The sequence below is a fragment of the Pseudolactococcus insecticola genome (assembly GCF_011170065.1).
GTDB classification, from domain to species: Bacteria; Bacillota; Bacilli; order Lactobacillales; family Streptococcaceae; genus Pseudolactococcus; species Pseudolactococcus insecticola.
Genome location: NZ_BLLH01000005.1, coordinates 1 through 26560, shown reverse-complemented (window position 1 = coordinate 26560; position 26560 = coordinate 1). Strand labels below are relative to the sequence as shown.

Annotated in this window: 26 protein-coding genes; 3 read left to right on the top strand and 23 right to left on the bottom strand. The window is 44.1% G+C overall.

Annotated features, from left to right (window positions below; genetic code table 11):
• Window positions 1–52: 52 nt before the first annotated feature.
• From Hs20B_RS05610 to Hs20B_RS05570, 9 genes are all read right to left on the bottom strand, one after another.
• Window positions 53–1216: a cell division protein FtsQ/DivIB gene (locus tag Hs20B_RS05610; RefSeq protein ID WP_172356447.1), complete on the bottom strand. Its 1164-nt coding sequence runs from the start codon at window positions 1214–1216 to the stop codon at window positions 53–55.
• On the bottom strand, window positions 1209–2339 hold the full coding sequence (gene murG / locus Hs20B_RS05605; protein WP_172356445.1) for an undecaprenyldiphospho-muramoylpentapeptide beta-N-acetylglucosaminyltransferase: 1131 nt from the start codon (window positions 2337–2339) through the stop codon (window positions 1209–1211). Before murG ends, Hs20B_RS05610 begins: the two co-directional genes overlap by 8 nt.
• Before the next feature lies 1 nt (window position 2340).
• Window positions 2341–3699 (bottom strand): UDP-N-acetylmuramoyl-L-alanine--D-glutamate ligase, encoded by a 1359-nt coding sequence (gene murD, locus Hs20B_RS05600; RefSeq protein WP_172356443.1) that lies wholly within the window; start codon window positions 3697–3699, stop codon window positions 2341–2343.
• A 154-nt stretch (window positions 3700–3853) separates the two neighbouring features.
• The gene (locus Hs20B_RS05595) at window positions 3854–4195 is read right to left on the bottom strand and encodes a P-II family nitrogen regulator (RefSeq protein ID WP_172356441.1); all 342 of its coding nucleotides are present in this window, start codon (window positions 4193–4195) and stop codon (window positions 3854–3856) included.
• 30 nt (window positions 4196–4225) lie between these two features.
• Window positions 4226–5464, bottom strand: coding sequence for an ammonium transporter (locus Hs20B_RS05590; protein WP_172356439.1), 1239 nt, complete (start codon window positions 5462–5464; stop codon window positions 4226–4228).
• 163 nt (window positions 5465–5627) lie between these two features.
• Window positions 5628–7196, bottom strand: coding sequence for a HAMP domain-containing sensor histidine kinase (locus Hs20B_RS05585; RefSeq protein WP_172356437.1), 1569 nt, complete (start codon window positions 7194–7196; stop codon window positions 5628–5630).
• Between the two features lie 89 nt (window positions 7197–7285).
• On the bottom strand, window positions 7286–7978 hold the full coding sequence (locus Hs20B_RS05580; protein WP_172356435.1) for a response regulator transcription factor: 693 nt from the start codon (window positions 7976–7978) through the stop codon (window positions 7286–7288).
• 33 nt (window positions 7979–8011) lie between these two features.
• Window positions 8012–9436, bottom strand: coding sequence for an NADP-dependent phosphogluconate dehydrogenase (gndA, locus tag Hs20B_RS05575; RefSeq protein WP_172356433.1), 1425 nt, complete (start codon window positions 9434–9436; stop codon window positions 8012–8014).
• A gap of 162 nt (window positions 9437–9598) precedes the next feature.
• Window positions 9599–10144, bottom strand: coding sequence for a YceD family protein (locus Hs20B_RS05570; RefSeq protein WP_172356431.1), 546 nt, complete (start codon window positions 10142–10144; stop codon window positions 9599–9601).
• A gap of 67 nt (window positions 10145–10211) precedes the next feature.
• Here Hs20B_RS05570 and Hs20B_RS05565 point away from each other — a divergent pair, with 67 nt between their 5' ends.
• Window positions 10212–10988, top strand: a complete 777-nt coding sequence (locus tag Hs20B_RS05565) for an ABC transporter ATP-binding protein (protein ID WP_172356429.1) — start codon at window positions 10212–10214, stop codon at window positions 10986–10988.
• A gap of 38 nt (window positions 10989–11026) precedes the next feature.
• Here the strand turns inward: Hs20B_RS05565 and Hs20B_RS05560 are convergent, their stop codons facing one another.
• The 9 genes from Hs20B_RS05560 to tsaB all read right to left on the bottom strand — a co-directional run bounded on the left by Hs20B_RS05560 (window position 11027) and on the right by tsaB (window position 18389).
• A complete protein-coding gene (locus Hs20B_RS05560; protein WP_172356427.1) occupies window positions 11027–11134 on the bottom strand; it encodes a putative metal homeostasis protein in 108 nt (35 codons plus the stop codon).
• Window positions 11135–11172: 38 nt separating this feature from the next.
• Window positions 11173–11442, bottom strand: a complete 270-nt coding sequence (gene rpsN, locus Hs20B_RS05555; protein ID WP_172356413.1) for a 30S ribosomal protein S14 — start codon at window positions 11440–11442, stop codon at window positions 11173–11175.
• A gap of 109 nt (window positions 11443–11551) precedes the next feature.
• Window positions 11552–12484 (bottom strand): manganese-dependent inorganic pyrophosphatase, encoded by a 933-nt coding sequence (locus Hs20B_RS05550; protein WP_172356411.1) that lies wholly within the window; start codon window positions 12482–12484, stop codon window positions 11552–11554.
• 67 nt (window positions 12485–12551) lie between these two features.
• Window positions 12552–14018 (bottom strand): DEAD/DEAH box helicase, encoded by a 1467-nt coding sequence (locus tag Hs20B_RS05545; protein ID WP_172356409.1) that lies wholly within the window; start codon window positions 14016–14018, stop codon window positions 12552–12554.
• A 141-nt stretch (window positions 14019–14159) separates the two neighbouring features.
• Entirely contained in the window at window positions 14160–15590 is a 1431-nt protein-coding gene (locus Hs20B_RS05540; RefSeq protein ID WP_172356407.1) for a hypothetical protein, read from the bottom strand.
• 80 nt (window positions 15591–15670) lie between these two features.
• Window positions 15671–16684 (bottom strand): tRNA (adenosine(37)-N6)-threonylcarbamoyltransferase complex transferase subunit TsaD, encoded by a 1014-nt coding sequence (gene tsaD, locus Hs20B_RS05535; protein ID WP_172356405.1) that lies wholly within the window; start codon window positions 16682–16684, stop codon window positions 15671–15673.
• The gene (gene rimI, locus Hs20B_RS05530) at window positions 16685–17134 is read right to left on the bottom strand and encodes a ribosomal protein S18-alanine N-acetyltransferase (protein ID WP_172356403.1); all 450 of its coding nucleotides are present in this window, start codon (window positions 17132–17134) and stop codon (window positions 16685–16687) included.
• Window positions 17135–17161: 27 nt separating this feature from the next.
• A complete protein-coding gene (gene rimI, locus Hs20B_RS05525; RefSeq protein WP_172356401.1) occupies window positions 17162–17728 on the bottom strand; it encodes a ribosomal protein S18-alanine N-acetyltransferase in 567 nt (188 codons plus the stop codon).
• Window positions 17688–18389, bottom strand: coding sequence for a tRNA (adenosine(37)-N6)-threonylcarbamoyltransferase complex dimerization subunit type 1 TsaB (tsaB, locus tag Hs20B_RS05520; RefSeq protein ID WP_172356399.1), 702 nt, complete (start codon window positions 18387–18389; stop codon window positions 17688–17690). Before tsaB ends, rimI (Hs20B_RS05525) begins: the two co-directional genes overlap by 41 nt.
• 180 nt (window positions 18390–18569) lie before the next feature.
• Here tsaB and Hs20B_RS05515 point away from each other — a divergent pair, with 180 nt between their 5' ends.
• Window positions 18570–18803 carry an RNA polymerase epsilon subunit gene (locus tag Hs20B_RS05515; protein WP_172356397.1) on the top strand — a complete coding sequence of 78 codons (234 nt, stop codon included), beginning with the start codon at window positions 18570–18572 and terminating at the stop codon, window positions 18801–18803.
• 74 nt (window positions 18804–18877) lie between these two features.
• Window positions 18878–20578 carry a ribonuclease J1 gene (gene rnjA, locus Hs20B_RS05510; RefSeq protein WP_172356395.1) on the top strand — a complete coding sequence of 567 codons (1701 nt, stop codon included), beginning with the start codon at window positions 18878–18880 and terminating at the stop codon, window positions 20576–20578.
• Between the two features lie 25 nt (window positions 20579–20603).
• Here rnjA and add read toward each other — a convergent pair whose 3' ends face one another.
• From add to Hs20B_RS09815, 5 genes are all read right to left on the bottom strand, one after another.
• On the bottom strand, window positions 20604–22190 hold the full coding sequence (gene add / locus Hs20B_RS05505; RefSeq protein ID WP_172356393.1) for an adenosine deaminase: 1587 nt from the start codon (window positions 22188–22190) through the stop codon (window positions 20604–20606).
• Between the two features lie 28 nt (window positions 22191–22218).
• Window positions 22219–23043 carry a DNA/RNA non-specific endonuclease gene (locus tag Hs20B_RS05500; protein ID WP_172356391.1) on the bottom strand — a complete coding sequence of 275 codons (825 nt, stop codon included), beginning with the start codon at window positions 23041–23043 and terminating at the stop codon, window positions 22219–22221.
• Window positions 23040–23504, bottom strand: a complete 465-nt coding sequence (locus tag Hs20B_RS05495; RefSeq protein ID WP_172356389.1) for a SprT family protein — start codon at window positions 23502–23504, stop codon at window positions 23040–23042. Before Hs20B_RS05495 ends, Hs20B_RS05500 begins: the two co-directional genes overlap by 4 nt.
• On the bottom strand, window positions 23488–25650 hold the full coding sequence (locus tag Hs20B_RS05490; RefSeq protein ID WP_172356387.1) for a Tex family protein: 2163 nt from the start codon (window positions 25648–25650) through the stop codon (window positions 23488–23490). The genes Hs20B_RS05495 and Hs20B_RS05490 overlap by 17 nt, the downstream gene beginning before the upstream one ends.
• Window positions 25651–25778: 128 nt before the next feature.
• On the bottom strand, window positions 25779–26560 hold a 782-nt coding region (locus Hs20B_RS09815; RefSeq protein WP_172356385.1), incomplete at its 5' end, for an LPXTG cell wall anchor domain-containing protein.

The window sequence follows — 26560 nt, the reverse complement described above, 5'->3', positions numbered from 1 at the left end:
TTAATCACAGAAAAAAAACAGGTTCCTGCCTGCTTTTTCTGTCAATAGTTTGTTATTGTCCTTCGGGTGTAGCCGTTGTATCTGCTGTGTCTGCGCCATCGCTAGTTGTCGTCGTTGCCGCATCATCTGACTGTTCTGTCGTTGTATCAGTGCTGTCATCTGATGACTCACCGTCTTTTTTAGCTTTTGCTGCTTCTTTTGATGAGGCTGCAGCGGATTTCGACTCTGACTCTTTTTCGGCCTCATCATCTAAGTCTTTCTGATAAGCGGCTTTTGATTTGGCATAGATACCCGCTTCCATATCGACCACGCTAGGCTCACTTAAACTTTTTGCCACGCTGGTATAGTAGGGCATTTTTTCAGACATCTGGCTGAGCGGCACGCGCACCTGATTGCCATCTTTCATCTCGATTGAGATGAAATCTTTGGTCACATCTGTCGGCGACTTGCTAGCACTCACGATTTCAGACTTGATAGCGGGTTTCAGTGACTCGTAAGCCCGTACAAAAGTCGCGACTTCTTTTGCTGAAAAGTCGTTTAAGACGGGCAAGGCTGCTAGTTTCGCCGCATCCACCTTTTCATCAGAAAGTACCCGTCCGTTTGATAGGACGATTTGATAGTTGCTACCCACCTTGAGATAGGCGCTGTTGCTATACTCCGTTATTTTTGCAGTAAAATGGTTAGGCAGACCAAGGGCAATCGTCGCTGTTTTGATGCGAGGAAAGGCTTTGACGATCTGAGCCGAGATTTGGGGCTCTTTTTTTACGATTGACCAGACCGTGTCATTTGTTTTGATACCTGTGGCATTCGCAACCTGTTTAGACGTCTCATGAGCATTTCCCTCCGCCGTAAAACTACCGATTTTACTCAAAGACGAAGCCTCATAAAGACTTCCCAGAAAAATAAGGCCCGCAACCGTCAGAAATGGCCAGATCTTGCCAAATACATCAGAAACGGCATTGCGTTCAGCTGCTGTCTTGTCTGATGAGCTACCAACCTTAAATCGCTCAAAAAAAGGTTTACTTTTCTGCGCTACCTCAGGCGTTTTGATGGGTTCAGCATCGTATTTTTCGATGACAGAGGCCGTCTTTTCTGGCTTCTTCTGCCTACTTTCTCGCTGTTTTTTAGCAGACTCCGCTGCTTTTTTCTTCTCAAAAGCAGCGTGCTGTTTCTGCCAAGGCGTCAGCTCTTCTGACGGATTTTCCTTATCAGCCATTTGCGTCCCCTTTTGATGGTGTCTTTACAGTAATCTCTTTTACAACTTTGTAAAGTCTGACACTTGCATCTGGTGTCCCTTCGCGCAGGGCGTTATCAGCCATTTCACGATATTTTTTGTCATCTAAGAGCAGGCTGTCGATGGCTGATATGATGGCGTTGCCTGTCAGCTGATCATTTTTGATCATGAGCGAGGCTCCCGCTTTTTGCAGTGCTTCTGCATTTTTTGTTTGATGATCCGCCGTCACATAGGGGCTTGGCACCAAAATTGATGGCAAACCAAGCGCCGTAATTTCTGCTAAAGTCGTTGCGCCAGCCCGTGACAAAATCAAGTCCGCATCGTTTAAAACTTCAACCATATTTTTGATATAAGGCACGATTTTGATGTTATCTGCTTGATTGTACTTGGCAAATGTCTCTGAAAATTCATCGTCGTTGAAATAAATCTCACCCGATGCATAGAGAATTTGATACGTTTTTTTTGCCAGCTCTGGCAGCGCTTCAACAACAGCTGTATTGATTTTTAGTGCACCGCGACTTCCACCAAAGATGACAACCGTTTTTTTGTTTGCCACTAAGTCATATTGACTCAAAACATTACCCGTTTCAACAAGGTCTGCCACTTCCTGCGCTCGCGGATTACCTGTAAAGACCGTTTTTGCGCTAGGAAAGAACGCCCCAGCCTCCTGAAATGCTAACGCCACGCGCGTCACATAACGGCTGAGAAACTTGTTTGTCACACCAGGTATCGAGTTTTGCTCGTGGATGATTGTAGGGATTTTCAATCCGGCAGCCGCATAGACCACAGGCCCTGCCACATAACCACCCGTACCAATCACAACGTCAGGCGCAAATGACTTGATGATTTTTTTCGCGTCTTTTACGGACTTCAGAAACTTGTAGACCGTTTTGACATTGTCAGGCGACAAAGAACGCTTGAAGCCTTGCACATCAACCGTCTCTAGGCGAATGCCATTATCCGGAACGATTTTCGCCTCCAAGCCCTTTTCAGTGCCAATGTAGAGCACCTCAACATCTGGCTCAACTGTTCTAAGATAGTGGATAAAACTTAGCGCAGGATAGATGTGACCGCCCGTCCCGCCACCAGTTACGATGATTTTCATGTTAGTTTTCTTTCAAATTTTCAAAAGCTGCGATAAATAAATCGCCGCGTTGCTCAAAGGTCTTGTACTGATCCCAGCTCGCATTGGCAGGGCTCAAAAGCACCACATCACTAGCGTCCGCCTTCTCAAATGCAAGTGCAGCTGCTGTGGCAACATCCTTACTTGCAAATACTGAAATGCCAAGTTTTTCAGCCAAGTCTTTTAGCTTAGGTGCCGTTTCACCAAAAACAATCATCCCTTTAAGTCCTTCAACGTCAGGCGCAAGCTCATCAAAGCCATTGCCACGATCCAGACCTCCCGCAAGCAGCCATAGATGCGTGTTATCAAAGCCTGATAAGGCTTTTTGCGTGGCAAGGATATTTGTTGCCTTGCTATCGTTATAAAACTTGATGCTAGACTTTTCACCCAGATATTGCAGGCGATGTTTAACCCCTGAAAATGTCGTCAGAACGCTTATAATTGCTTGATTTGAGATGTCAGAGAGTTTGGCAACACAAATCGCAGCCAAGGCATTTTCAACATTGTGATCGCCAGGCAGCGACAAATCCGCCACTGCCATGATTTTTTCATCAGCAAAATAAATCTGACCGTCAGAAACATAGGCGCCATTTGCTATTTTTTCTGTCGTTGAAAAACCGATCACTGTGGCTTGCGTTTGGTCCGCCTTCTGACGCAGTTTTTCCTGGTTAAAATTCAACACCAAAAAGTCATCAGCCGTCATGTTTTCTTGAATTCGCCATTTGGCAGCCTCATAGTTTTCCTGAGAACCGTGGTAGTCCAAGTGCGCTGAAAATAAATTTGTAATCACAGCGATTGTCGGATGAAAAGCCTGAATGCCCATGAGTTGGAAACTTGACAGCTCCATGATCAATGTTTCATCAGCAGTTGACTTTGATGCAACATCTGACGCAGGAAAACCGATATTCCCTGATAATTTAGCTGTTTTATGAGCCGCATTAAAAATATCAGCAATCAGCGTCGTCGTCGTTGTCTTGCCATTTGTCCCTGTAATCCCAACAATCGGCGATTCAGAAATCAAATAAGCCAGTTCAACCTCAGTAATAACGGGAATTTTTCGAGCAATCGCACGCGCCACCATTGGATTTTCATATGGGATCCCTGGATTTTTGACCATGAGTGCAAAATCTTCGTCCAGCAACTCAAGCGGATGACTACCTGTGATGACTTTAATGCCTTCTGTCAGCAGATCTTGGGCTGCAGGATTTTCATCAAATGGCTTACCGTCGTTTACCGTGACGATCGCACCTAGCTGATTGAGCACGCGCGCAGCAGACTCTCCTGATTTGGCAAGGCCAAGGACCAGTACTTTTTTGTTTTCAAACTCTTTATACGTCTTCACAAAGCTACCTCTAACTTATCTTTTTCACGCTCTATCTATATCTTCTAATTCTACCGTTTTTAGGCAGATTTTTCAAGAATCAGTTTAGTTTAGGCAAAAGAAAAAAGTATTTGATTTTTAAAAATCAAACACTTTTTCATCTGTGAGCATTTTTTTAAATTGCGTCGCTATCTTCTTCGCCTGTGCGAATCCGAATGACATTCTCAACCGGCAAGATAAAAATCTTGCCGTCTCCCACTTCACCAGTCTGCGCCGTTTCGCGGATAATCTCAACCAGTTTTGAAACGCGTTCTTCTACTGTGACAATCTCGATTTTAATCTTAGCAAGCAAAGTCGTGTTCAGCTTTTGCCCCCGAACATACTCAGCAAACCCTTTTTGATTACCATAACCCAAAACTTGCGACACGGTCATGCCTTTTGCCAAGTCATTTTTGACCAAGGCATCTTTCAAATCTTCTAACTTATCTGTGCGAATAATCGCTTCTACTTTTTTCATCGTCATCCTCCTTCTTATCAATTCTAACTATTAGCTATCGAGCCCCATAAATGTTGGGTAGGCTGTTTCATCGTGTTCGCTATCATCCAGTCCGACAGCTTCCGCACGGTCACTAACGCGAATTTCAGTGAATAATGAGATGATTTTAATAATCACAAACGTCACCACAGCACTAAATACGATTGTAAAGAGAATCGCTTCTATCTGTGCTAGGAAAAGTTTTCCTGAACCATAAACCAGACCAGAATACCCTTTTTCAAGCGCAAGTGCTGGTGTTGTGAAAAGTCCTGTCATGATACCGCCAAAGATACCGCCAATACCATGTGCCCCAAATGCATCCAGCGCATCATCATAACCGAGTTTGTGTTTGACAACTGAGATAAAGTAATAAGAAATCGGCGAAACCAAAGCACCAATCAAAATAGATGACCCAAGCGAGACAAATCCTGCACCTGGCGTGATGGCAACTAGACCCACAACGAGACCAGTAGATGCGCCAACAACCGTTGGCTTACCAATCGTGATTTTTTCTACCAACATCCATGACAACATCGCTGCTGCTGCTGCTGTATTTGTCGTCATCAAGGCATGAACAGCAAGACCGTTGGCACCAAGAGCTGAGCCAGCATTGAAACCAAACCAGCCAAACCACAAAAGACCAGCACCCAGGACAACAAACGGGATGTTATGCGGACGATACTCAAGACGGGCATAGTCTCGACGACGTCCGAGCATAATAGCTAACACGAGCGCACTAATACCTGATGAGATATGGACGACATTACCACCAGCAAAGTCGATAGAGTGGATTTGCGCTAAGAAACCACCGCCCCAAACCATATGTGCAAGTGGATAGTAGACCAAGATTAACCACACGGCCATGAAGATGACAAGAGGCGTAAAGCGCATACGACCGACAACTGAACCTGTCAAAAGCGCTACCGTGATGATAGAAAACATCATCTGGAAACCACCAAACAGGCCATCAGGAATCTCAAGTCCATGTAAGGTATTTTTCGACATGCTTACACCATCAAAAAACATATGATGAAAATCACCGATAAAGGTTCCATCGCCTGAAAACGAGAGTGTATAACCAATTGCCACCCAAAGTAGAGAGGCCAAGCCTAGTGGCACCAAAACCATCATCATCGTATTCAAAACGTTTTTCCGGCGTTCCAAACCACCGTAGAAAAAGGCAAGCGCTGGGGTCATAAGCCAAACCAGAGCCGCACAGATGAGAATAAATGCGATACTTCCTGCGTTCATAAAAAATCTCCTATTTGTTTATCTGAGCAATCGCTCGTGTATTTGTGTTAGAAATTCTAACATCATTCTATGTTACATATTCTAACATAGATTAACTGACTTGTAAATAGCAAATATTCAAAAAATTCAATTATATTTTGGTATAAAAAAAGAAACGCCGCTGTTACAACGTTTCTAGTTCATCAGTTAGGTTTGGTTTAGGGATGCTGATGACAAAAGCTGACCCTTTACCGATTTTCGACGTGACATCTACCTGTCCGTGATAAAGTTCTGCGATATTTGAGATGATTGACAGACCAAGACCAGTCCCACCAATTTCCCGATTCCTTGCCTTATCAGCTCGGAAAAAGCGCTCAAAGACATGACTCAGATCGTCAGCGTTAATCCCAAGGCCATGGTCAGAAACAGTCGTGATAATATTATCTGCGTCTTCAGTCAGCGTGACTTTGATATATTTTTCTGCATCTCCTGAATATTTGACAGCATTGTCCATAAGGACTGTCAACGCCTGCTCGTAGTGGTTTTTATAAATCTGTGCATGTGCCTCAAAATCCACGTGGCGTTCAAACTCAATCACAAAATCTTGATGAATCATGCGGAAATTATCCACCATGTCCTCAACACTATCGACAACGCGTGTTTGCTTGTTTTTATAGTCGTCAGTTTGCTTGAGCCGGGTCATGTTGAGCATATCCTGAATCATGGCTGACATTTTTTGCACTTCGTAGTGAGCCGCCTCAAGTGAGTCGACAAGCTGCTCGGGGTCGTCCTTCCCCCAGCGCCGCAAGAGATTGATATGCCCATCAAGCACCGCAAGTGGCGTTCTAAGCTCATGGCTGACATCAGAGACGAATCTTTCCTGACCACTGATATAATCATGCGTTTTCGCCATCATGGCGTTATAGACGTCGGCAAGCTCCTCAATCTCATCACCAGAGTCAATTTCAACTTCTTCATAGCGACCAGACGGTGAATTGACAATTTTTTTCATGGCACTGTGCAATTTTGCGAGCGGCTTCAAAAAATGATCCGACACAAAGTAGCCAATGATATTCGCTAAAATCATAGCAATAATTTCAAGTCCAATCAGCAAAAACAGGAGCTTGTTTCGCACATTATAGTAATATTTCAAGTCGTTAAACGACTGAAGATAGCCTACCACTTTTCCTGTTTTGGCAGATTTGATTTCTCGTGTTACAATATAACCTGTTGTCTGACCAAGCGTAATCACCATGGGCTTCGTCGACTTAGTCGCAGATAGGGGCAAGGACGTTGTCTTTGTCGTAAAAATCATGTTGCCTTTGATGTCATAAATCTGGAAAGTTCTACGATAAATACCTGGAATCCCGATATTTTCAGCAGACTTCACGTCATTGCCATCTTCATCATAGGCGTTTGCAAGGACATTTGGTTCTTTATAGTTGAGGTATTTGTAGATGTTATCTGCCGTGAGTGGGACTTCAGTATTATCAAGGTTTTTAGTGACCTGATTGACCACCATGACGAGATTATCTTTTTCTTCTTTTAAGAAAAAGTAGACAGACGTCTGAAAAGAAATCGCTGCAAAAGTCGTAAAAATCACGAAACAAAACAACATATTAGCAAATGACCATTTGAGCATGATGCTGCGTTTTCTGGGTTTGCTTTTACCGTCTGTTTTCGCTGAGTTGTCTGCGTCTTCCGTATTTTTCGCGTCTTTCTGATTTTCCTCATCAGAGTTGAGGTTAGCCATGAGCATCTCCTGTATCTTTATGTAGATAGAACAGCCCTAAAAAATATATTTTCAGGGCTGTTGCTATGATATTACTTTTCTATGTGAGACTAGTTGTTTTCACGCAACATGTAACCAAGACCACGGACAGTTTGGATATAAGAATCCTTGCCTTTCTGATCCAGTTTGTTACGCAGGTAGCGAATATAGACATCGACAACGTTTGTTTCAGTACCTTCTTCGTAGCCCCAGACGTTTTGAACGAGTTGTTCACGTGTCACCACGTCGTTGACATTTTTCATGAGCATTGTAAGCAAGTCATACTCACGTTTTGTCAGATCAATCACTTCTTCGCCACGTTGGACTTGGCGATTTTTCTTGTTAATGATCAAATCACGGAATGTTGACCCGTCATTTTTCTTGCGGCGTTGTAATTCGCGATCTTGACGACGGAAGTTGGCACGAAGACGCGCCAGCAACTCTTCAATCGCAAAAGGTTTTGTGATATAGTCATCTGCACCAATGTCAAGTCCTGCGACTTTATCCATGGTACTATCACGTGCTGTCATGATGGTAATAGGTGTTTGTTTTTCATTGCGCAAGCGACGTGCCACTTCAAAGCCATCAAGCTCTGGCAACATCAAGTCTAACAAGACCATGTCCCACTCTTGTGAGATGGCAGCATCAAGACCACTACGGCCGTCATGACGAACTTCAACTGAATAACCTTCATGCTCAAGCTCAAGCGATACGAAGCGTGCTAGCTGTTTTTCATCTTCAATAATCAGAATTTTTTTAGACATTAGATCTCCTTATTTTTTTGTCAAGTTCAATGCTTACTGCTCAGTGTACCACGAATAATGGAATGTACCTGGTTTATCTTTACGATTGTAAGTATGCGCACCGAAGTAGTCACGTTGCGCTTGGATCAGGTTTGCAGGTAAGTTTTCTGAGCGATAGCTGTCAAAATATGCAATGGCACTTGAGAAAGTTGGCACTGGCACACCTGCTTTGACTGCGAGTGCGACAACGTCACGGACAGCGCTTTGATATTTAGCGGTGATGTCGATAAAGTATTCGTCAAGTAAGAGATTTGCAAGGTCTTCATCACGACCATAAGCATCAGTGATTTTTTGCAAGAAACGTGCACGGATGATACAACCAGCACGCCAGATGGCCGCAATATCACCAAATGGTAACTGCCAGTCGTTTTCTTTTGAGGCAACACGCAACTGTGCAAAGCCTTGTGCATAGGACATGATTTTTGAGAAGTAGAGTGCTTGGCGGATTTTTTCAATGAGCTCTGCTTTGTCACCGTCAAATGTAATGGCTTCTGGCGCTGGCAAGACTTTACTTGCGTTGACACGTTCGTCTTTGTAGGCTGAGATATAACGTGCGAAAACTGACTCTGTAATCAATGGCAGTGGCACACCGAAGTCGAGTGCTGATTGACTCGTCCATTTACCAGTACCTTTGTTGCCTGCCGCGTCCAAGATATAGTCAACAACTGGGCCGTCTTGACCTTCGTCATCTGCATGTCCCAAAATATCAGCTGTGATTTCAATCAGGTAGCTGTCAAGCTCACCTTTGTTCCATTCTGTAAAGACAGATTGCATTTCAGTAGCTGAAAGACCGAGTAATTTTTGCATGAGGTCGTAAGACTCCGCAATCAACTGCATATCACCGTATTCGATACCGTTATGCACCATTTTCACATAATGACCTGCACCACTTGGCCCAATGTATGTCACGCATGGTTTGCCGTCTTCAGGCGCCTTGGCAGAGATTTCTTCAAGGACGTCTTTAACGAGTTCGTAGGCTTCTTTTTGACCTCCAGGCATGATAGATGGGCCTTCAAGTGCGCCTTTTTCGCCGCCAGAAACACCCGTACCGATAAAGTTGATGCCTGAGTCAGCAAGCTCAGCATTGCGGCGTTCTGTGTCTTTGTAGAAGGTGTTTCCGCCATCAATCAAGATGTCGCCTTTGTCCAAATGTGGCAAAAGATTTTGAATCGTTGCATCCGTTCCTGGACCTGCTTGGACCATGAGCATGATTCGACGTGGTTTTTCGATTGAGTTGACAAATGATTCGATGTCATAGCTTGGGACAAAGTTTTTATCAGGGTGTGAGTTGACGACGTCTTCTGTTTTTTCTTTTGAACGGTTGAAAATCGCAACTGTGTAGCCACGAGATTCGATATTTAAAGCCAGATTACGACCCATTACGGCCATTCCGACCACACCAAAGTTTGCTTGTGCCATGTTTTTCTCTCCTATTAGGTAGCTGCCACTTTTTAGTTTGCGCAGCCTACAACTTTATACTTTATAATAAATACATTATAATATAATTTTAATTAAATTTCAAGTCAAAATAACGATAAATCTAAAATTTTAATTTTGATTTTAGCACCGATTTCAGCGCCGTCAGTCAAATAGCCCGTCAAGCTGTGAAAATGGCGATTTTGCAACTTTTGTCTCTTCGTCAGACTCCGCTTGCAACTTGGCATAGTCTTCTTCTGTCAAAACTTGCCAGGTGTCACCTTTTGGCATTTCTGACGCATTTTCTTCGTCTTTTGTCAGAACCTTCATTGGCAGTTCGAGTAAGATATTATCAGCAACTGACTCGTCAAGGTCAATCACATCTTTTTCCAAAATAAACAACATATCCGCATCCAGATCCGCCTTGTTGTCATCAAGATAAGCTTGCGTTGTAAATAATTCTGATACGGCAAGTGACATGGGTACCTCGACCGGCGTCAAACTCCGACTTGACGGCAAAGTCAGGGTGTAGTCAGCTGTATAGTTCAACACGTAGATTTCTTTATCAGCGTCCACGCGGCCATTGACCAAAACCTCAGATACGGCAAGAATCTCAGGCTCACGCGTGATCAGTTCTTTTGCCAAATCTAGATGCGTTTCTGCAAACTCAACTGACTTTTTCTTCGTTAATTCTTGTAAAGACCACTTCATAGTTGTAATTCTCCTTGTTAATATTGTATAATAATCTGTAAAATAATGATATAGAAACGGCAAAAAAATGAGCATAATTTCATTAACAGATGTTGATTTCACACGAAATGGTAACCAAATCCTCAAACATATCAACTGGCAGGTCGACAAAAACGAGCATTGGGCGATTTTAGGGCTGAACGGCTCTGGCAAATCTAGTTTACTCAAACTCATCATGGCTGAAAACTGGAAAACGTCAGGCGAAATTACCGTCCTTGGCACACGTTTTGGCCATGACCAGATCCCTGAACTCCGTGCCAAAATCGGCATTGTTGGTTCCTTTATTGCTGAGCGTTTCAGGCCTAGTATCATGGCTGAAAATCTCGTTCTGACGGGCCGCTACAACTCGTCAATGCTCTACCGTGAATTTTCTGAGGCGGATCTCGATGTCGCACGAGATCTGATGGTACAAATCGGTGCTGATAAGCTGATTGGGCGCATTTATGGGACACTGTCTCAGGGCGAAAAACAGTTATTATTGATTGCCCGCAGTCTGATGACAAATCCCGACATTCTGATCTTGGACGAAGCGACAAATGGCCTTGATTTATTTGCTAAAGAACGCTTACTTGAAAAACTGCACCAGATTACACAGCTCAAAAATGGTCCGACACTACTATATATCACGCATCATCCTGATGAAATCACAGCAGATTTTCAAAAAATTCTGCTCTTGCGCCAAGGCGAGATTGTAGATTCTGGTGAGACTCAGAAAATCTTGACCACTGAAACGCTCAGTAGCTTTTACCAGATGCCTGTTGACGTCGAAATTGTCAATGGCAAATACTTTGCCATCCCAAAATAAGATAGAAAAAACGCAAATCTCATAATGAAATTTGCGTTTTATTTTGCACGATTATGTGCCTGAATGACACGCAAAGCGGCTTTGCGAATCTTGATAGATGGACTTTTCAGACGGCGATAGGCCGTTGATAAATCTTGTTTTGCCATGATTTTACTCCTTAATATCTGCTAACTATTAAAATTATTCACCAGCTTGCTTTTTTGACGCCTGGAATTTGACCCAGATAGGCCAGTCTGCGAAAATTAATCCTGCTCATGCCAAACTTGCGCATATAGGCATGCGGACGGCCGTCGATTTCGTCGCGATTTTTCAAGCGATTTGGGTTACTGTTGATTGGCAGGCGACGTAGCGCTTCCAAGTCTCCTTTTGCTTTTAATTCTTGACGTAGGTCAGCATATTTTGCAACCAAAGCTTTTTGTTGTTCGTATTTTGCGATTTTTGATTTTTTTGCCATTTCTTCTCATTTCTAATGTTTACATTTGTAAACTCATTTTATCAAAAAGTTATCCAAACAGCAAAAAAAGCGTCTTGCGAACGCTTTTCTAGTTTTATAACTTATCTTTTTATTTGTTAAATGACTCTGTCAACTGTGGCACGACTTGTTTCTTACGTGAGACAGCACCAGCCAAGAAAGCGTGGTTATTTTTCAGCTCAAAGTCAAATGCTGCTTCAATCTTGCCGATATTTTGACCCAAAGCCAAGATTTCAGAGTTTGAGTTGACAATATCTGTAATCATGAAGACAAAGTCTGAGTAGCCATGCGTTGCATTTGCTGCTGTAATGGCTGTTTCAATCTCGTCTTGACGTGTCAAAACTTCCGCAATATCAACTGTATTAACCTGCGCTACACGGACATCATTACCATTTAGCTCAAATGTTTTGGCATCAATATCAATCAACTCAGCTGCTGATTTTGTTGACAAGTTTGTACCGGCTTTGAGCATGGCAAGACCATATGTTTCAAGATCAACACCAGCGATTTCTGCCAACTCTTCAGCAACTTTGAAGTCTGTCGGATGCGTCGTTGGTGATTTTAGGAGCAACGTATCTGAGATCAAGCCTGACAGCAACAAACCTGCTGTTGCTTTTGGCACATCGCGTCCTTCGGCTTTGAACTGGCGGTAGACGATAGAAGAGGCTGAGCCAACTGGTTCAAGCGTCATAAACAAAGGCGCTTCCGTTTCGAAATTTGCCACACGATGATGGTCAACAACGCCCATAATCGTCACATCACGGATGTCTGAGATAGATTGTTGGAACTCATTGTGGTCAGTCAAGATGACGGTGTCAGCGCCTTCAGCCTTGGCAGATGTGACCACACGTGGCGCTGTCACGCCAAAATAATCAAGCGCATAAGCAGTTTCTTCATTGACCTCGCCAAGTGCGACAACTTCTGCGTCTAAGCCACGCAACCGTGACAATTCAGCAAAAGCATAAGATGATCCGATGGCATCCGTATCAGGATTTTGGTGACCGAAAACTAGAATTTTAGACAATTTTTTTACCTCGATTTTTTATTTGATAGCTCTATTTTACCAGATTTAGCTGATTTTTTCAGCTATTTTAGTCATATTTTCCTTGATTGGCACGGGAGACTTTTCTGAGACGGCCTTTTATCTTCTCAGTTTGCAGCGCTTTCAGGACCTGCTTCCCCTTACCGTTCAAAATCTCGACAAAAGTCGACACATCGATAATCGAGATGATACCGATGTCATCACCTGTAACACCTGGGATACTTGTGATAGCGCCCACCACATCTCCCGCGCGCAGCTTCGTTTTTTTGCCCGCATTGATATGAAGTTTCATGATGTCCGACTTGAAAACAGCACTTTTCGCCTGCTTTTTCTCAAGCTCTCTTTTTTGTTTGGCGGTAAATGACGGCAAGCGTTTGTCAAGTAAACTATCACTTGGTAGCACGTGTTCAGTGATTGTCACATCGTTTTTTTGCTGCGCCTTTTCGATTGCTGCAAAATCACTTCTTTGCGCCGAGCTCACAAGTGAAATCGCGCGCCCAGTCTTTTCAAATCGCGCAGTCCGTCCGATTCGATGCGTGTAGCTCTCAGGATTATCTGGCAAGTCATAGTTAAAAACTGCTGCAATATCAGCCACATCTATCCCACGCGCCGCGACATCTGTCGCAATCAAATAACGAAAATAATTGTGCTTAAAATCATTGATCACGCGCGTTCGGTCACGCTGTTCCATGCCGCCATGTAAGGTCTCAACTGTAACATCTCGTGCGTCCAGATAGTCTGCAATCGCATCAACTGCCGCACGGGTATTTGCAAATATAATCGCTGAATCTGGATTTTCAAGGACTAAAAGCTGGTATAAATTTTTGAGTTTTGCCGTCTTTTCGACCAAATAAAACACTTGATCAATCCGTGTACTAACCGCATTTTGCGCTGCAACCTCAATGGTAATCGGATCTGTGACATAAAAATCTTTGACGTCAAGAACAGCTTGTGGCAAGGTCGCCGAAAAAAGTGCCACTTGACGCGCCTGCGACAAGTGCTCAAAAATATCATCAACTTGCGACATAAAGCCCATGCTGAGCATCTCATCGACCTCGTCCAAAACCACAAACTTGATTTTCGTCAGATCAATCGTCCCCTGTTCAATGTGGTCCAGAAGTCTGCCAGGCGTTGCAACGACGACATGGGTGCGGGTTTTGAGATTGCGCGCCTGTGCTTGAAAAGGGGTATGTCCGATCAAAGTCTCGACCTTGATCCGTTTAAAGCGCCCGATGTTAAAAATCTCTTCGCTGATTTGCAACGCAAGCTCCCGTGTCGGTGCAAGAACAATCGCCTGCGGTGCACGCTCTTCCCAGATGATGTTTTCAACTAAGGGAATGGCAAACGACGCCGTTTTGCCGCTACCTGTTTGAGATTTGACAAGTAAATCCTGACCCGTCACAAACTGCGTGATCACCGCCTCCTGTACCTGCGTAGGCTGCGTATAGCCAAGTGCCGTCAAAGCTTTTTGCGTTTCGGGGCTGATATTGAGGGTTTCAAATGTTGTATTTGGCATGATTCTCTATTCTTTTTGTGATTTGTGTTGGCTGTTTACCTGAGTATACCATAAAATAGCTGCCTTTTTGGAATATACCATAGTAGGCAGGCACGTCTGCTCACCACGTTTTTATTTTCAAGATGATTTAAAACCCCACACCTACTCTTGACTAAAATTTTCATTGATCAAAAGCCAATGAATTCGCGCAAATATATCACCTCGACTTGGTTGGTACATGAGCTGAATCCTATCATCATTTTGAAAATTATTTTTAACATAGTCCGTGATTGCATGCGGCGTTCCTTCAGTTCCTATGATGACAATATCATGCGATTTGATTGCTGAGAAGATTTCTTTTTCATATTTTTCATAGGGATCCATCAAGGCCACACTTTTCATGAATGGCGTAAGTTCTTCCAAATAACGCTTACCATTTTTAGCTGTGATTAGTAAGACAGACACTGTTTTAGCAATTTTTGCGACATCTCCTGACAAAAATCGCTCAGGTTGATTTCCTATCCCTGTATCTTGTCTTTTAGTTAATTTCTTCCGATAGATGTTTCGAGATTTTTTACGGCGTTCTGACAGACTTGCCATCAAAAAGACTAGCTCAGCTACTTTTTCACCTCCGTCAGAACTCACTTTGACCTTGACCGTATCACCATCTTTTAACCTTTCAAAAAAAGGGACATTGGGATTGACCGGCATTGGGAAACTGTTTCTTTGCTGCACATCATGGAACTCCCAACCATTATCCGTTTCATGTGCATAGCCATATTGATAGTTTGAATCTTGCGTTAATTTTCGAATCCTACGATCATATCTGACGAGTAAATCATTGATGGTATCGAATTGGCTAATATCATCAGTTTTTAAGCGATTCTCCAGATGTTTAAGTAACTCCGAAACTGAGAAATCTCCTAGATTAATACGTTGTATCTGTTCTTCAACATGCGCCTTTTCAGCCTGATGCTTATCTTGTAGTTTGTGGTTCAGTTTTCTGATTTCTTTATCACGTTTTAAGATTTTCCTGTTCAGACTCCCAATTTGAACATTTCGCTTTTCAATCTCCTGTTCAAGTATTCCTTCGACTCGCTCCAATCTCAAGAATTCTTTATGCTGATAACTTGATTCATCTCGATAGTATTGAAATTTTTCAATTGCCTGATCAAACTCTGCTGCGCTGAGTCCGAGTGCAGTCAGTAATTTGTCAACCTGATCACGGTGTATTTTGTTTTGCCTTTCTAATTTTTTATAGTCTTCTATCTGATTTGTCAGACGTATGTTTAAGTCAGATACCGACTTAGCCAAAATTACTTTTTCCGCTTTCGCCTGCTCTGTTTTCTCGTTTGCTTTTACAAGCGCTGTTTGACTTAATTTTAAACTTTTTTCTAATTCGGTTAGGCGTTTTTGATATTTTTGTTGCAAACGTTGCGTATTTTGACTTTTTTTGTTTATCGTATTGGTTGCAGGCTGGTCGGTTATTTTTTGGCGTTTTTTCGCTTGCTCAATCATCGCTTGCTTCTTTTGTTTAAGCGATTCTTGTTGCGTTTTGAAATCTTGTCCTGATTGATACTTTGTGTTGACCATCGCTTGCTCCTCTCGCCTTTCTTTGGCTTGTTACTATTTTTAGCAACATTATACCAAAAAAAGCGCTCACGCGCCCGTTCTCACCTATTTTCAAAAGCCAAGCTGGGTTTTGCATTCAAGTCTAGTCCTGCAAAATTGTCGCGGTTGTATTCGCAGACGCTTGCATAGGCAATCATGCCAGCGTTATCGCCGCACAACCGCAAAGGCGGGATGACGACTGGAATATCTGTTATTTCAGCTGCCAAGCGTTCGCGCAGGCCTTGATTGGCCGCAACGCCACCCGCAACAACCAGCATCTTCACCGGAAATGTTGCGAGCGCTGTTTTGGTTTTGGCAATGAGTACATCTAAGACCGCAGCCTGAAAACTTGCCGCTAAGTTAGATTTATCAAGCGTTTCACCTTTTTGATCGGCATTGTGTGCGAGATTGATCACGGCAGACTTGAGCCCCGAAAAACTGAACTCAAGGGCAGGGTCATCATGTTTCATCATGGCACGCGGCAAGTTGAACACATCCTTGCCAGCATGCGCAAGAGCATCTATCTCTTTTCCGGCGGGATAGGTCAGATTCATGATGCGACCGACCTTGTCATAGGCCTCGCCAACCGCATCATCACGCGTTTCACCGATGATTTTATAGTCGCCTTTTTCAGCCATATAGACTAGCTCAGTGTGTCCGCCACTGACTAACAGTGCGAGCAGCGGAAACTCGAGCTCACGCACTTGTCGTGCTGCCCAGAGATGACCTGCCATATGGTTGACTGGGATAATCGGCAGGTCATGCGCCCAGGCAAAGGCTTTTGCTGCTGCAACGCCGACAAGTAGTGCGCCGACGAGTCCCGGCCCTTCCGTCACGGCAACCGCTGTCAGATCTGACACTGTAATGCCAGCACTCTCTATGGCGTCATTGATACAAGCCGTGATAACCTCCACATGATGACGGCTTGCAACCTCAGGTACAACGCCACCGAAACGCTTATGACTCTCGATTTGGCTTGCGATGATGTTGCTCAAAAGCATGTCATCATTTTTAAGCACAGCGACGCTTGTCTCGTCACAGGATGTCTCAAAAGCCAGTATATATCTATCTTTCATTTAATTTTCTCTCCTCATCAGAATCGCGTCTTCTGACGGATTTTGATAATAATCTTTACGCTGATAATAGGCGACAAAACCACATTTTTCGTATAATTTTTGTGCGGCTAGGTTTGACGCACGGACTTCTAGGAAAATCGTGCCGTCAGATGTTGCTAGTTGCTGCATCAAGCGGCTCGCGATACCTTGGCCTTGAAAACCCGTCAGAACAGCGATATTGGTGATTTCCGTCTCGTCCATGACGGTCGATGTGGCAAGAAAGCCAACTAATTTGCCGTCAGAATCCGAAAAAGCCAGATAATAAGCCGTCGTTTCAAGCAGCATATCTGCAAAAGTCTGCTCAAATGTCCAGGGAGAGGTCTCATAAACCGCCGTCAGAATCGCATGGATATCCAACGCATAGTCCCTGTAACAGTCCGTCAGAAAGTTTGTTTTACGAATCTTAATCATGGCTGTCCTACTTTTTTTCCGCTATTTTTATTTTCTTGTTTCTTGCAGTTGTTTGACCATCCATAGGCCATCAAGCTTGTTATCATAATATTGGGGCAGGATTTCCGTGGTCGCAAATCCTAGTTTTCGATACATGGCTTGGGCGGGGAGATTGTCCCGCTTGACCTCAAGGGTTAATGTTGCAACACCCAGCTGACGCATGAGCTCTGCCATCGTTTTAACCAGGGTCGATCCGATACCTTGTTTTTGGAAATTTGACGAAACAGCCAGATTTGACAAATGAACAGACTGATGTTCAGGCGATACACGGGCACCAACAAAACCAACGATTTTTCCTGCAGACTCAGCTGTTAAGAAAGTCGCGTGCTCATTGATGGTAATCTCATGCTCAAAATGCGAGAAGGTCCAGGGCGTATCCCCCGCGTAGACATCGCGCTCAATCGCAAGAAAACTCACAATATCCTCTCGCTCTGAAATCCGATAACGTGTACTGTCAATCACCATGTCCACATCCACATCGTCAAAAGTCTGATATTTGCGAAAGTCAGTGAGTTCAAATTTTTTGAATATATCGTGTATCAGCTGCTTCATCATGCGTCTCCAACCATTTTTCTTCTGCTTCCACTTTTTTCAGATACTCTGGCACAAAGTTGTCAATGTCGACTGGCGCAAGCTTTTCGCCCAAAATCGCAATCTGATAGGCGTTTGGCAATCTACGCTCAGGATTTTCTAGCACTTTTGCCTGTGGCAGTTCTGTTGCGATCAAGTCACGGAAATTGTCAATCTCGCCTGTAAATAGCACCTGTGGCGCATCTTTCAGCGTTAGCATAAGCGTCTCAAATGCCGTATGGCAATCTTTTGCCGTATTGACACCATTTTCATAAACGCCAGCGTAGACGTTCATCCGTCTGGCATCGATGATTGGGACTACCTTGCCTGCTGCTTCCACATTTGCCGCTATTGCAGCAAGGCTTGAGACGCCGACAAGCTCAATATTTAGCGTGCTTGCGAGCGTTTTTGCCGTCGTCACAGCAATTCGCAGGCCTGTGTAGCTGCCTGGACCCTGAGCCACTGCGATACGATCTAGTTGCGCAGGCACTAGTCCTGCATTTTTCATGAGAAAATCAATGGCTGGCATCAAGGTAATACTGTGATTTTTTTTTATATTGAGGTCAATCTTGCCAAGCAAGTCAGCGCCATCAGTCAAGGCGACCGACAAGGCTTGACTTGACGTATCGAAAGCTAGTATTTTCATATGTTCTGGTCCTAATTTTTTAGTTGCTTTTTTGTCACTTTTCAGTTTCTATGAGACGCTAAAAGCAGTTGCCTGAATTTGCGTCTACTTACATTTTATGATAAAATAGAGTTAATTGCAATAATGCGACCTATTTTATAGGTGCACCTGTAAAAATTATACAAATAAATGGAGAATAACATGCTTTTCAAAGTCTTTTATCAAGAAACAAAAAAACGTAACCCAAAACGTGAAACAACACAATCCCTCTTTTTAGAGATTGATGATGCGAGCGACGCCCGAGACGGCGTTATCAAAGTACGCGATATTATCCGTGAAAATACAGCTTATCATGTTGAATTTATCGATGCTATCAGCGGTGAACAAGAAAAATACGAACGTGAGTTTGAAGGATTTACGATCACAACTTTTTAATCAGCCTATACTGCTTGTGACGACACATCACAAGCTTTTTCATCATACACAGAAAAATATAAGAAAAGAGACCTATGACTGAAACTAACAGTTACACAAATTTACAGATAAAGCCTGACGAAGTCGCGGTTTTCGCCATTGGCGGACTGGGCGAAATCGGTAAAAATACCTATGGTGTCGAGTATCAAGACGAAATTATCATCGTGGACGCCGGCATCAAATTTCCAGAAGACGACCTGCTTGGCGTCGACTACGTTATTCCTGATTATAGTTATATCGTTGAAAACGTCGATCGTATCAAGGGGGTTTTCATCACCCATGGTCACGAAGATCACATCGGCGGTATTCCATTTTTACTCAAGCAAGCAAATGTGCCAATCTATGCTGGTCCACTGTCACTTGCCTTGATCCGTGGCAAGCTTGAAGAACATGGGCTTTTGCGAGATGCACAGCTTTTTGAGATTCATCCAGAAGATGAAATCAAGTTTAAACATCTGAGCCTGTCATTCTTTCGTACGACACACTCGATTCCTGAGCCAATTGCTATGGTGATTGATACGCCGCAAGGAAAGATTGTCGCAACAGGTGACTTCAAGTTTGACTTTACGCCGGTCGGTGAGCCTGCTGACTTGCATCGTATGGCGGCACTTGGAACTGATGGCGTGTTGCTCCTTCTTTCTGACTCTACAAATGCTGAGATTCCAACCTTTTCGCATTCTGAAAAAGTTGTCGGCGCATCTATCCAAAAAATATTTGAACGCATTGACGGTCGGATTATCTTTGCCTCATTTGCTTCAAATATTTTCCGCCTGCAACAGGCCGTTGAAGCTGCTGTCAAGACAAATCGTAAGGTGGTCGTATTTGGCCGATCAATGGAAAAAGCCATTGTCAACGGAATCGAACTAGGCTATATCAAAGCACCTACTGGTACTTTCATCGAACCTGGCGAGGTCAATCAATACCAACCGCACGAACTTTTAATCATGTGTACGGGTTCCCAAGGTGAGCCGATGGCTGCGCTTTCACGGATTGCAAACGGCATGCACCGCTTTGTTACCTTGCAAATGGGCGACACGGTGGTCTTCTCTTCTAACGCCATCCCTGGTAATACGCACGGTGTCAATCAGCTGATCAACCGCATCTCTGAAGCCGGCGCAAAAGTCATCTATGGCAAGATAAACAATATTCATACCTCAGGTCACGGTGGTCAACAAGAGCAAAAACTCATGCTCCGCCTGATCAAGCCGAAGTATTTCATGCCTGTCCACGGTGAGTACCGTATGCTAAAAATCCATGCGGGTCTTGCGCAAGATACAGGTGTGCCAAAGGAAAACTGTTTCATCTTTGAAAATGGTGACGTCCTTGCGCTAACTGCTGACTCAGCCCGTCCTGCGGGTCATTTCAACGCACAAGATACCTATGTCGATGGTAATGGTATCGGAGATATTGGCAATGCTGTTTTGCGAGATCGCCATGAATTGTCAGAAGACGGTGTCGTCCTTGCTGTTGCAACCGTTGACTTCAAAAGCAAGATGATTCTTGCAGGCCCCGACATGCTTAGCCGTGGCTTTATCTACATGCGTGAGTCTGGTGACTTGATTCGCTCTGGTCAGCGCGTCTTATTCAATGCCATTCGCAAAGCCATGAACGATGAAAATGCCAACGAAGCAAGCATTGCACGCGCCATGACTGACGCCATCAAACCTTTCTTTTACCGTGAATTAGAACGTGAACCCATTGTCATTCCTATGGTTTTGACGCCTGATAAAAAATAATAAAAAACGATGCCTCGTTCATGGACTAGGCATCGTTTTTTTCTGCTAATAATTTTGATTTATTGGCTTTCAAGTCGTAGTAATCTTGCTTTTCAAGCTCAACTTTGACTTCATTTGCGAAAGTAGTATTTTTGTGGAAAGAATACTTGATCATATAGTCATCGTCTGCCTTGATTCTAAAGGCAATCTTGAAGAGGTTGAAGAGGACAAAAGCAACAATGATCACAAGCAAGGTCAATCCGATAATCGACATCACACGGCTTTCAGCATGAAAAAGACCGCCGAGTGGATTTTTTGCCAGAATTTTTTTGAAGGTTTCCTTTCCTAGAATCCCGTTGAACATCCCTAGGAACATGAGTCCGAAGTTACCTATGATAATCGCAACTCCAGCCGCAAATATAGCAAATTTGATGATTGATGTAATCAGATATTTCGTCAGATAGGCACTCATGGACTTGCCTTCTTCACGGATGAAATGAATTTTTTTGCTGAGCTTGGCACGATTGAAAACTTCTTTTTTCGCGCTCAGTACTTTTTGATTCATTGTACCGTCAAGTCTTGCAATCCGCTCATCAAGCGCCAAAGTTGGTAGTTTTGCCTTGACGACAGCACCAAATTCTTTTCCCAGATCTTTTCTATCGTCGTTAGACATGAAACTGGCCTCAAAAGCATAATTTGCCAGCTGACGAAAATCAGATTCGTTGAAATTATACCATTTGGCAAGTTTTTCGTATTCATCATTGAGCGTGGTACCTGATACCGTGCGATTATCAGTGTTGACAGTCACCCTGACACCCGCATCAAACAGTTTTTTGAAGGGATAGTTTTCCAAACTGTCGATTGCTTTGGTCTGAAAATTTGATGTTGGTGCCATTTCTAGCGTGATTTTTTTCTCAGCAAGTTCAGCCCACGTTTCAGGCCTATCTTTGATCGCAACGCCGTGGCCAATGCGTGTAGCACCTGCTGCGACAGCATCTATGACATTTTGTGCGCAGCCACATTCGCCAGCGTGCAATGTCAATGGAATCTTGTTCTCACGCACTTTTTCAAGGACTGGTGCAAATTTGTCAGGAAAACCATCAAGTTCCTCGCCTGCCAAATCGAACCCTGCCAAGTGTGTCAGATCGCCATTTTCAAAGAGCTCGACAATTTTCATGACGTCAGAAACCGACTCGTTGCGCATGCCTGATAAGATGACGTTTGACTTGACACCGTAGCGTTTTTGGCCAGCTTCTAGACCACGCACAACGGCTTTAACTGTCTCAGGTAAGCTCAATCCACCTGCTGTGTGGAGACTAGGCGCAAACCTAACCTCAATATAGCGTATTTGCTCGCTGATTACCTGCTCAATCACGTCAAATGCCGCAAGCGCAAGCGCTTCTTCTGTCTGCAACATGGGCAGAACATAGTCAAATGGCGCTAGATAGCTCATCAAATCAGCCGCATCTTCAGGTGCCTGGACTTTTTTGCGCAAATCTGCGTCAAGTTTTGGCACTTTGATGTCGGCTCGTTTTGCCAAGGCACGAATCGTTTTCAGGGAAATCGACCCGTCCAGATGACAATGTAACTCAATTTTTGGTAGTTTTTCTATTTCAACTCTTGAAATTCTCATTTATTTTTCCTATTATGTGATATTTTCGCTATTTTTTCTGACCTTGCCCAGTCAGATAGTTAATCTGGTAGCCAGGCTGGATGTTGAAAACATAGACATTCAAATCATAGGCCTTGCCACCATCCTCGATAGACTTCGCCATCATGTGCACACCGCGCGGCAAGCGCTCATTACCATTGTAAATAGGCGTCACCTGGTAGCGCACGTGCAGTTTTTTATAGTAAAGCACGTCAGAAATCTGACCTTCAAAGTCATTCATACCAGGCGAGTTCATAGCGCGCGTTCCTGTCACCAGATTTTCCTTGCTCCCCGCATCCCCTGTAAACATCCAAGCAATCAAGTGGCTGCGATTGTAAAGTGTGACCAGCTCATTGTCAAAATAAATATCTTGATTGTTCGAGTGGCCTTGATAGCGCCAGCCAATCGGATCATTTGGGATACGCGGACGGCTAATATTTTTGACTTTCATATACTGGGTGTAACTCAGACGGGCGTTTGCAACTTGTGCGCGACCTAGTTTGTCAAGTGCTGAAAAAGTCACCCAGTAATCCTTATCCTGCGACTGCTTGAGTTCGGCGTCAGAAAAGGTTGACTTGCCACCATTGACCTGTGTATAATAGTCGTCTGAGCCGTCCCACTTGAGCTTGAGCAGGTCTTCTTGCGTGGTATTGCTACCTGAAACTGTCTGCGATACGGTGCTGGTTACCGTTTGGCGTGCTGGTTGCGCTAGGTTGTTCTGATAGACGTAGTAGCCACCTATAGCTAGGACAACTACCACGCTTGCAATGATTTTTTGAGTCGTGCTGAGCCGCTTAAATAGCTGAATCAACTTTTTTTCGTCTGACGCTTTCACTGGTTATTAGTCTCATTTTCTAACTGTAATCGCCCGCCGCATTTGCCACAGCGGTATTTTTTCGTATCAATTTTTCTGCGACGTGGGTAGGTTTGACCACATTGCTGACAGTGGTAGATTAGATATCTTGTCGCACTATCTTCTAAAGCCGGGGCAAATCGTAATCCGCCAACTTCTTTGAGCAATTTTTTGAAATCTTGATCCCGATGTTTGTAGCCACGCCCAGCACGATAGAGGTGATAATGCACCAACTCATGTTGGACAATCTGACGGAAAATATCCTCTGAAAACTGATCATACATTTTTTCATTAAAGTCCAGATGTAAATCTTTTGGAAAAAATCTGCCACCCGTTGAGCGCAGTCTGCCGTTGAACTTAGCTGCATGTTCAAAAGGCAGTCCAAAATCTGTCTGCGATACCCACCTGACAAAGTCTAGGAGTTCATCATCTTTTCTTGTCATCAGTTTCTGGTAATTCCTTAGGCTCGACCATGGACAGACCAACCTTACTGCCGCGGCTTTGATCAATCTGATAGACCCAGACAGTCACGATCTGGCCGACTGAAACGACGCTTGATGGTGCTTTGACGAATTTTTTTGACATGCGTGAGACGTGTACTAACCCATCTTCTTTGATGCCAATGTCAACAAATGCACCGAAATCGACAACATTTCTGACGACGCCTTCAAGTTTCTGACCAACCCGGAGATCTTTGACCGACAGCACGTCAGAACGCAAAATCGGTGCATCAAAATCATCCCGCAAGTCACGCCCAGGCTTAAGCAGGTCTGACAAGATGTCTTTTAGCGTCTCTTTGCCGACATTGAGCGTTTCTGACAAAGTATCTAGGTCAGCTTTTTCAAGCTTGGCACGCGCCGCATCATCAAGCTCACTGATGTCAAGCGTCTTAAAAAGTTTGTCAACGACCTTGTAAGACTCTGGGTGAACTCCCGTATTATCCAAGATATTCTCACTATTTGGAATCCGCAAGAAGCCTGCAGCCTGCTCGAAAGCCTTGGCGCCAAGACGTGGTACTTTGTTAATTTCCTTGCGCGAGCTGATGACGCCATTTTCCTCACGATAGGTCACGATATTTTTGGCAATCGTTGCATTCAACCCTGCGACATGCGACAAGAGACTGGCACTCGCCGTGTTGACATTGACGCCGACCTGGTTGACCACGGTTTCAACGACGAAATCCAAGTTATCTGTCAGCTTCTTTTCTGACACATCGTGCTGATATTGACCGACCCCAATCGCTTTAGGCTCGATTTTGACAAGCTCAGCCAACGGATCCTGGAGCCTGCGGGCAATAGAAATCGCAGAACGCTTTTCAACCGTCAGATCAGGGAACTCTTCTCTGGCAAGCGGACTTGCAGAATAGACTGACGCACCGCTTTCTGAAACGATGACATATTTTGCAGCGAGCTGATTGTCCTTGATGACGTCAGCTACAAACTGCTCACTTTCACGTGACGCTGTGCCATTGCCAATCGCAATCATCTCAACTTGGTAGTCTGTAATCAGCTTTGCAAGTTCGACTTTTGCTGCTTCTATCTGCCGTGCGTTTGCTGGCTTGACCGGATAGATGACTGTTGTCATCAGCATTTTCCCGGTTTTATCGACAATGGCGATCTTAGCTCCCGTCCGAAATGCCGGGTCAAATCCCAAGACGACTTTACCTTTTAGAGGTGCAACTAGGAGCAAATTACGTAGATTTTTGCCAAATGTTTCGATGGCACCATCTTCAGCACGTTCTTTAAGTTCAGCGCGGACATTTCGCTCCATAGCGGGTACGATTTTCGACTTGAGCGCCTCAGTAATTGCCGTTTTCAAATAGGGATTCGTTTTTGCATTGTATCTGCTCTCAAACATGAGCGTCATCTTGTCAATATTGTGCTCAAACTTGACTGACAAAATCCCTAGTTTTTCCCCACGATTGACTGCAAGCACGCGATAGTTCGGCATTTCTGAAACTTTATCTGAAAAGTCATAGTAGATCTGAAAGGTATTTTTCTCATCAAGACTGCCATCTTTTTCAGCGGTTACAAGGCGTGAGTTAGCTTTGATCTCGCTTAAAACCCAGGCACGCATCTTGATATCCTCAGAAATGGCTTCTGACAAAATATCAAGTGCTCCCGCAATTGCATCATCAGCGCTTGGCACCTCTTCGTTTATAAAATCCTTAGCTTTTTCAGCCACCGGACCATTTTGCATGATGACTTTAGCCAGATCAAACAGCCCTCGCTCTTTTGCGATCATGGCTTTGGTGCGACGTTTTGTCTTGTAGGGCAGGTAAAGCTCTTCGACTTCGGAGAGCTTTTCAGCTGCTGTGATGGTCTGTTTGAGTTCGTCAGAAAGCTTACCAAGCTCCTCGATTTTCGTGAGAACTGCAGTCTTACGCTCGTCAAGTTTGACCGCCTTATCACGTTCATCCACGATATTTTTGATCTGTACTTCATCAAGATTGCCCGTTGCTTCCTTACGATAGCGTGCGATGAAGGGAATCGTGTTGCCCTCATCTGTCAGCGTCAGAACGCTCGCCACTTGCTTAGGGGAAATGGTCAGCAAATCTGATATTTTTTTAAGTTGTTCATTATTTTCCATGTTCTTATTATACCAAAAAACCGCTGGTTTAGCGGTTTTGATCGAGGCAAATTACCAAAAACACCCCTCGCCATCAGGCAAGAGGTGTTTTTAACTATGAACACTAAACTGTATAATTATGGCTTACCTTAATTATGTTTAAGTTCAGTTTCTTCTTCTTTCTTCTTGCGACGTTTCCCTGCAAGAATAAGCGCGTTCATACCAAGCAACATTGCGAGACCCGCTTCTGCTGCCGAATTAGAATCAGCTTCACCCGTATTTGGCAATACCTTACCACCATAACTTGGTGTTGGGGCAGGACTAGATACTGGGGTTTCTGATGGAGCCGTTTTTGGAATAACCGGTGTTGGTGTTGGTGCTGGCACTGGCGTTGGTGCTGGCACTGGCGCCGGTGCTGATCCTGGTCCGTATGGTGTTGGATCTTGATCATTTGGAATACCATCGCCGTCAATATCTGGGTCTTGGTCATTTGGAATGCCATCGCCGTCAATATCAGGATCAATTGGTTCACCTGGATCCCACTTACCATTACCGTTGTTATCTACCCAGTTTGGTATGCCATCGCTATCAATGTCCGATGTCTGATCCATACCAACTGGTAAATCGCTATCTTCGGTTGAATCTGAATCTTCTGTCGAATCGCTGTCTTCCGTTGAATCTGAATCTTCTGTCGAATCGCTGTCTTCCGTTGAATCGGAATCTTCTGTCGAATCACTATCTTCGGTTGAATCTGAATCTTCTGTCGAATCGCTGTCTTCAGATGAATCTGAGTCTTCGGATGAGTCGCTATCTTCGGATGAATCTGAGTCTTCTGTCGAATCGCTATCCTCAGTCGAATCACTCACCTCAGTAGAGTCTCTACCAGCATTGGAGTCTGAGTCATACGTTGAATCACTGTCTTCTGAGGAAT

Coding starts and splice junctions, on each gene's coding strand:
- Hs20B_RS05610 (WP_172356447.1), bottom strand. CDS start 1,216: ATGGCTGATAAGGAAAATCCGTCAGAAGAGCTGACGCCTTGGCAGAAA.
- murG (WP_172356445.1), bottom strand. CDS start 2,339: ATGAAAATCATCGTAACTGGTGGCGGGACGGGCGGTCACATCTATCCT.
- Hs20B_RS05595 (WP_172356441.1), bottom strand. CDS start 4,195: ATGAAAAAAGTAGAAGCGATTATTCGCACAGATAAGTTAGAAGATTTG.
- Hs20B_RS05590 (WP_172356439.1), bottom strand. CDS start 5,464: ATGAACGCAGGAAGTATCGCATTTATTCTCATCTGTGCGGCTCTGGTT.
- Hs20B_RS05585 (WP_172356437.1), bottom strand. CDS start 7,196: ATGGCTAACCTCAACTCTGATGAGGAAAATCAGAAAGACGCGAAAAAT.
- Hs20B_RS05580 (WP_172356435.1), bottom strand. CDS start 7,978: ATGTCTAAAAAAATTCTGATTATTGAAGATGAAAAACAGCTAGCACGC.
- gndA (WP_172356433.1), bottom strand. CDS start 9,436: ATGGCACAAGCAAACTTTGGTGTGGTCGGAATGGCCGTAATGGGTCGT.
- Hs20B_RS05570 (WP_172356431.1), bottom strand. CDS start 10,144: ATGAAGTGGTCTTTACAAGAATTAACGAAGAAAAAGTCAGTTGAGTTT.
- Hs20B_RS05565 (WP_172356429.1), top strand. CDS start 10,212: ATGAGCATAATTTCATTAACAGATGTTGATTTCACACGAAATGGTAAC.
- Hs20B_RS05560 (WP_172356427.1), bottom strand. CDS start 11,134: ATGGCAAAACAAGATTTATCAACGGCCTATCGCCGTCTGAAAAGTCCA.
- rpsN (WP_172356413.1), bottom strand. CDS start 11,442: ATGGCAAAAAAATCAAAAATCGCAAAATACGAACAACAAAAAGCTTTG.
- Hs20B_RS05545 (WP_172356409.1), bottom strand. CDS start 14,018: ATGCCAAATACAACATTTGAAACCCTCAATATCAGCCCCGAAACGCAA.
- Hs20B_RS05540 (WP_172356407.1), bottom strand. CDS start 15,590: ATGGTCAACACAAAGTATCAATCAGGACAAGATTTCAAAACGCAACAA.
- tsaD (WP_172356405.1), bottom strand. CDS start 16,684: ATGAAAGATAGATATATACTGGCTTTTGAGACATCCTGTGACGAGACA.
- rimI (WP_172356403.1), bottom strand. CDS start 17,134: ATGATTAAGATTCGTAAAACAAACTTTCTGACGGACTGTTACAGGGAC.
- rimI (WP_172356401.1), bottom strand. CDS start 17,728: ATGATGAAGCAGCTGATACACGATATATTCAAAAAATTTGAACTCACT.
- tsaB (WP_172356399.1), bottom strand. CDS start 18,389: ATGAAAATACTAGCTTTCGATACGTCAAGTCAAGCCTTGTCGGTCGCC.
- Hs20B_RS05515 (WP_172356397.1), top strand. CDS start 18,570: ATGCTTTTCAAAGTCTTTTATCAAGAAACAAAAAAACGTAACCCAAAA.
- rnjA (WP_172356395.1), top strand. CDS start 18,878: ATGACTGAAACTAACAGTTACACAAATTTACAGATAAAGCCTGACGAA.
- add (WP_172356393.1), bottom strand. CDS start 22,190: ATGAGAATTTCAAGAGTTGAAATAGAAAAACTACCAAAAATTGAGTTA.
- Hs20B_RS05495 (WP_172356389.1), bottom strand. CDS start 23,504: ATGACAAGAAAAGATGATGAACTCCTAGACTTTGTCAGGTGGGTATCG.
- Hs20B_RS05490 (WP_172356387.1), bottom strand. CDS start 25,650: ATGGAAAATAATGAACAACTTAAAAAAATATCAGATTTGCTGACCATT.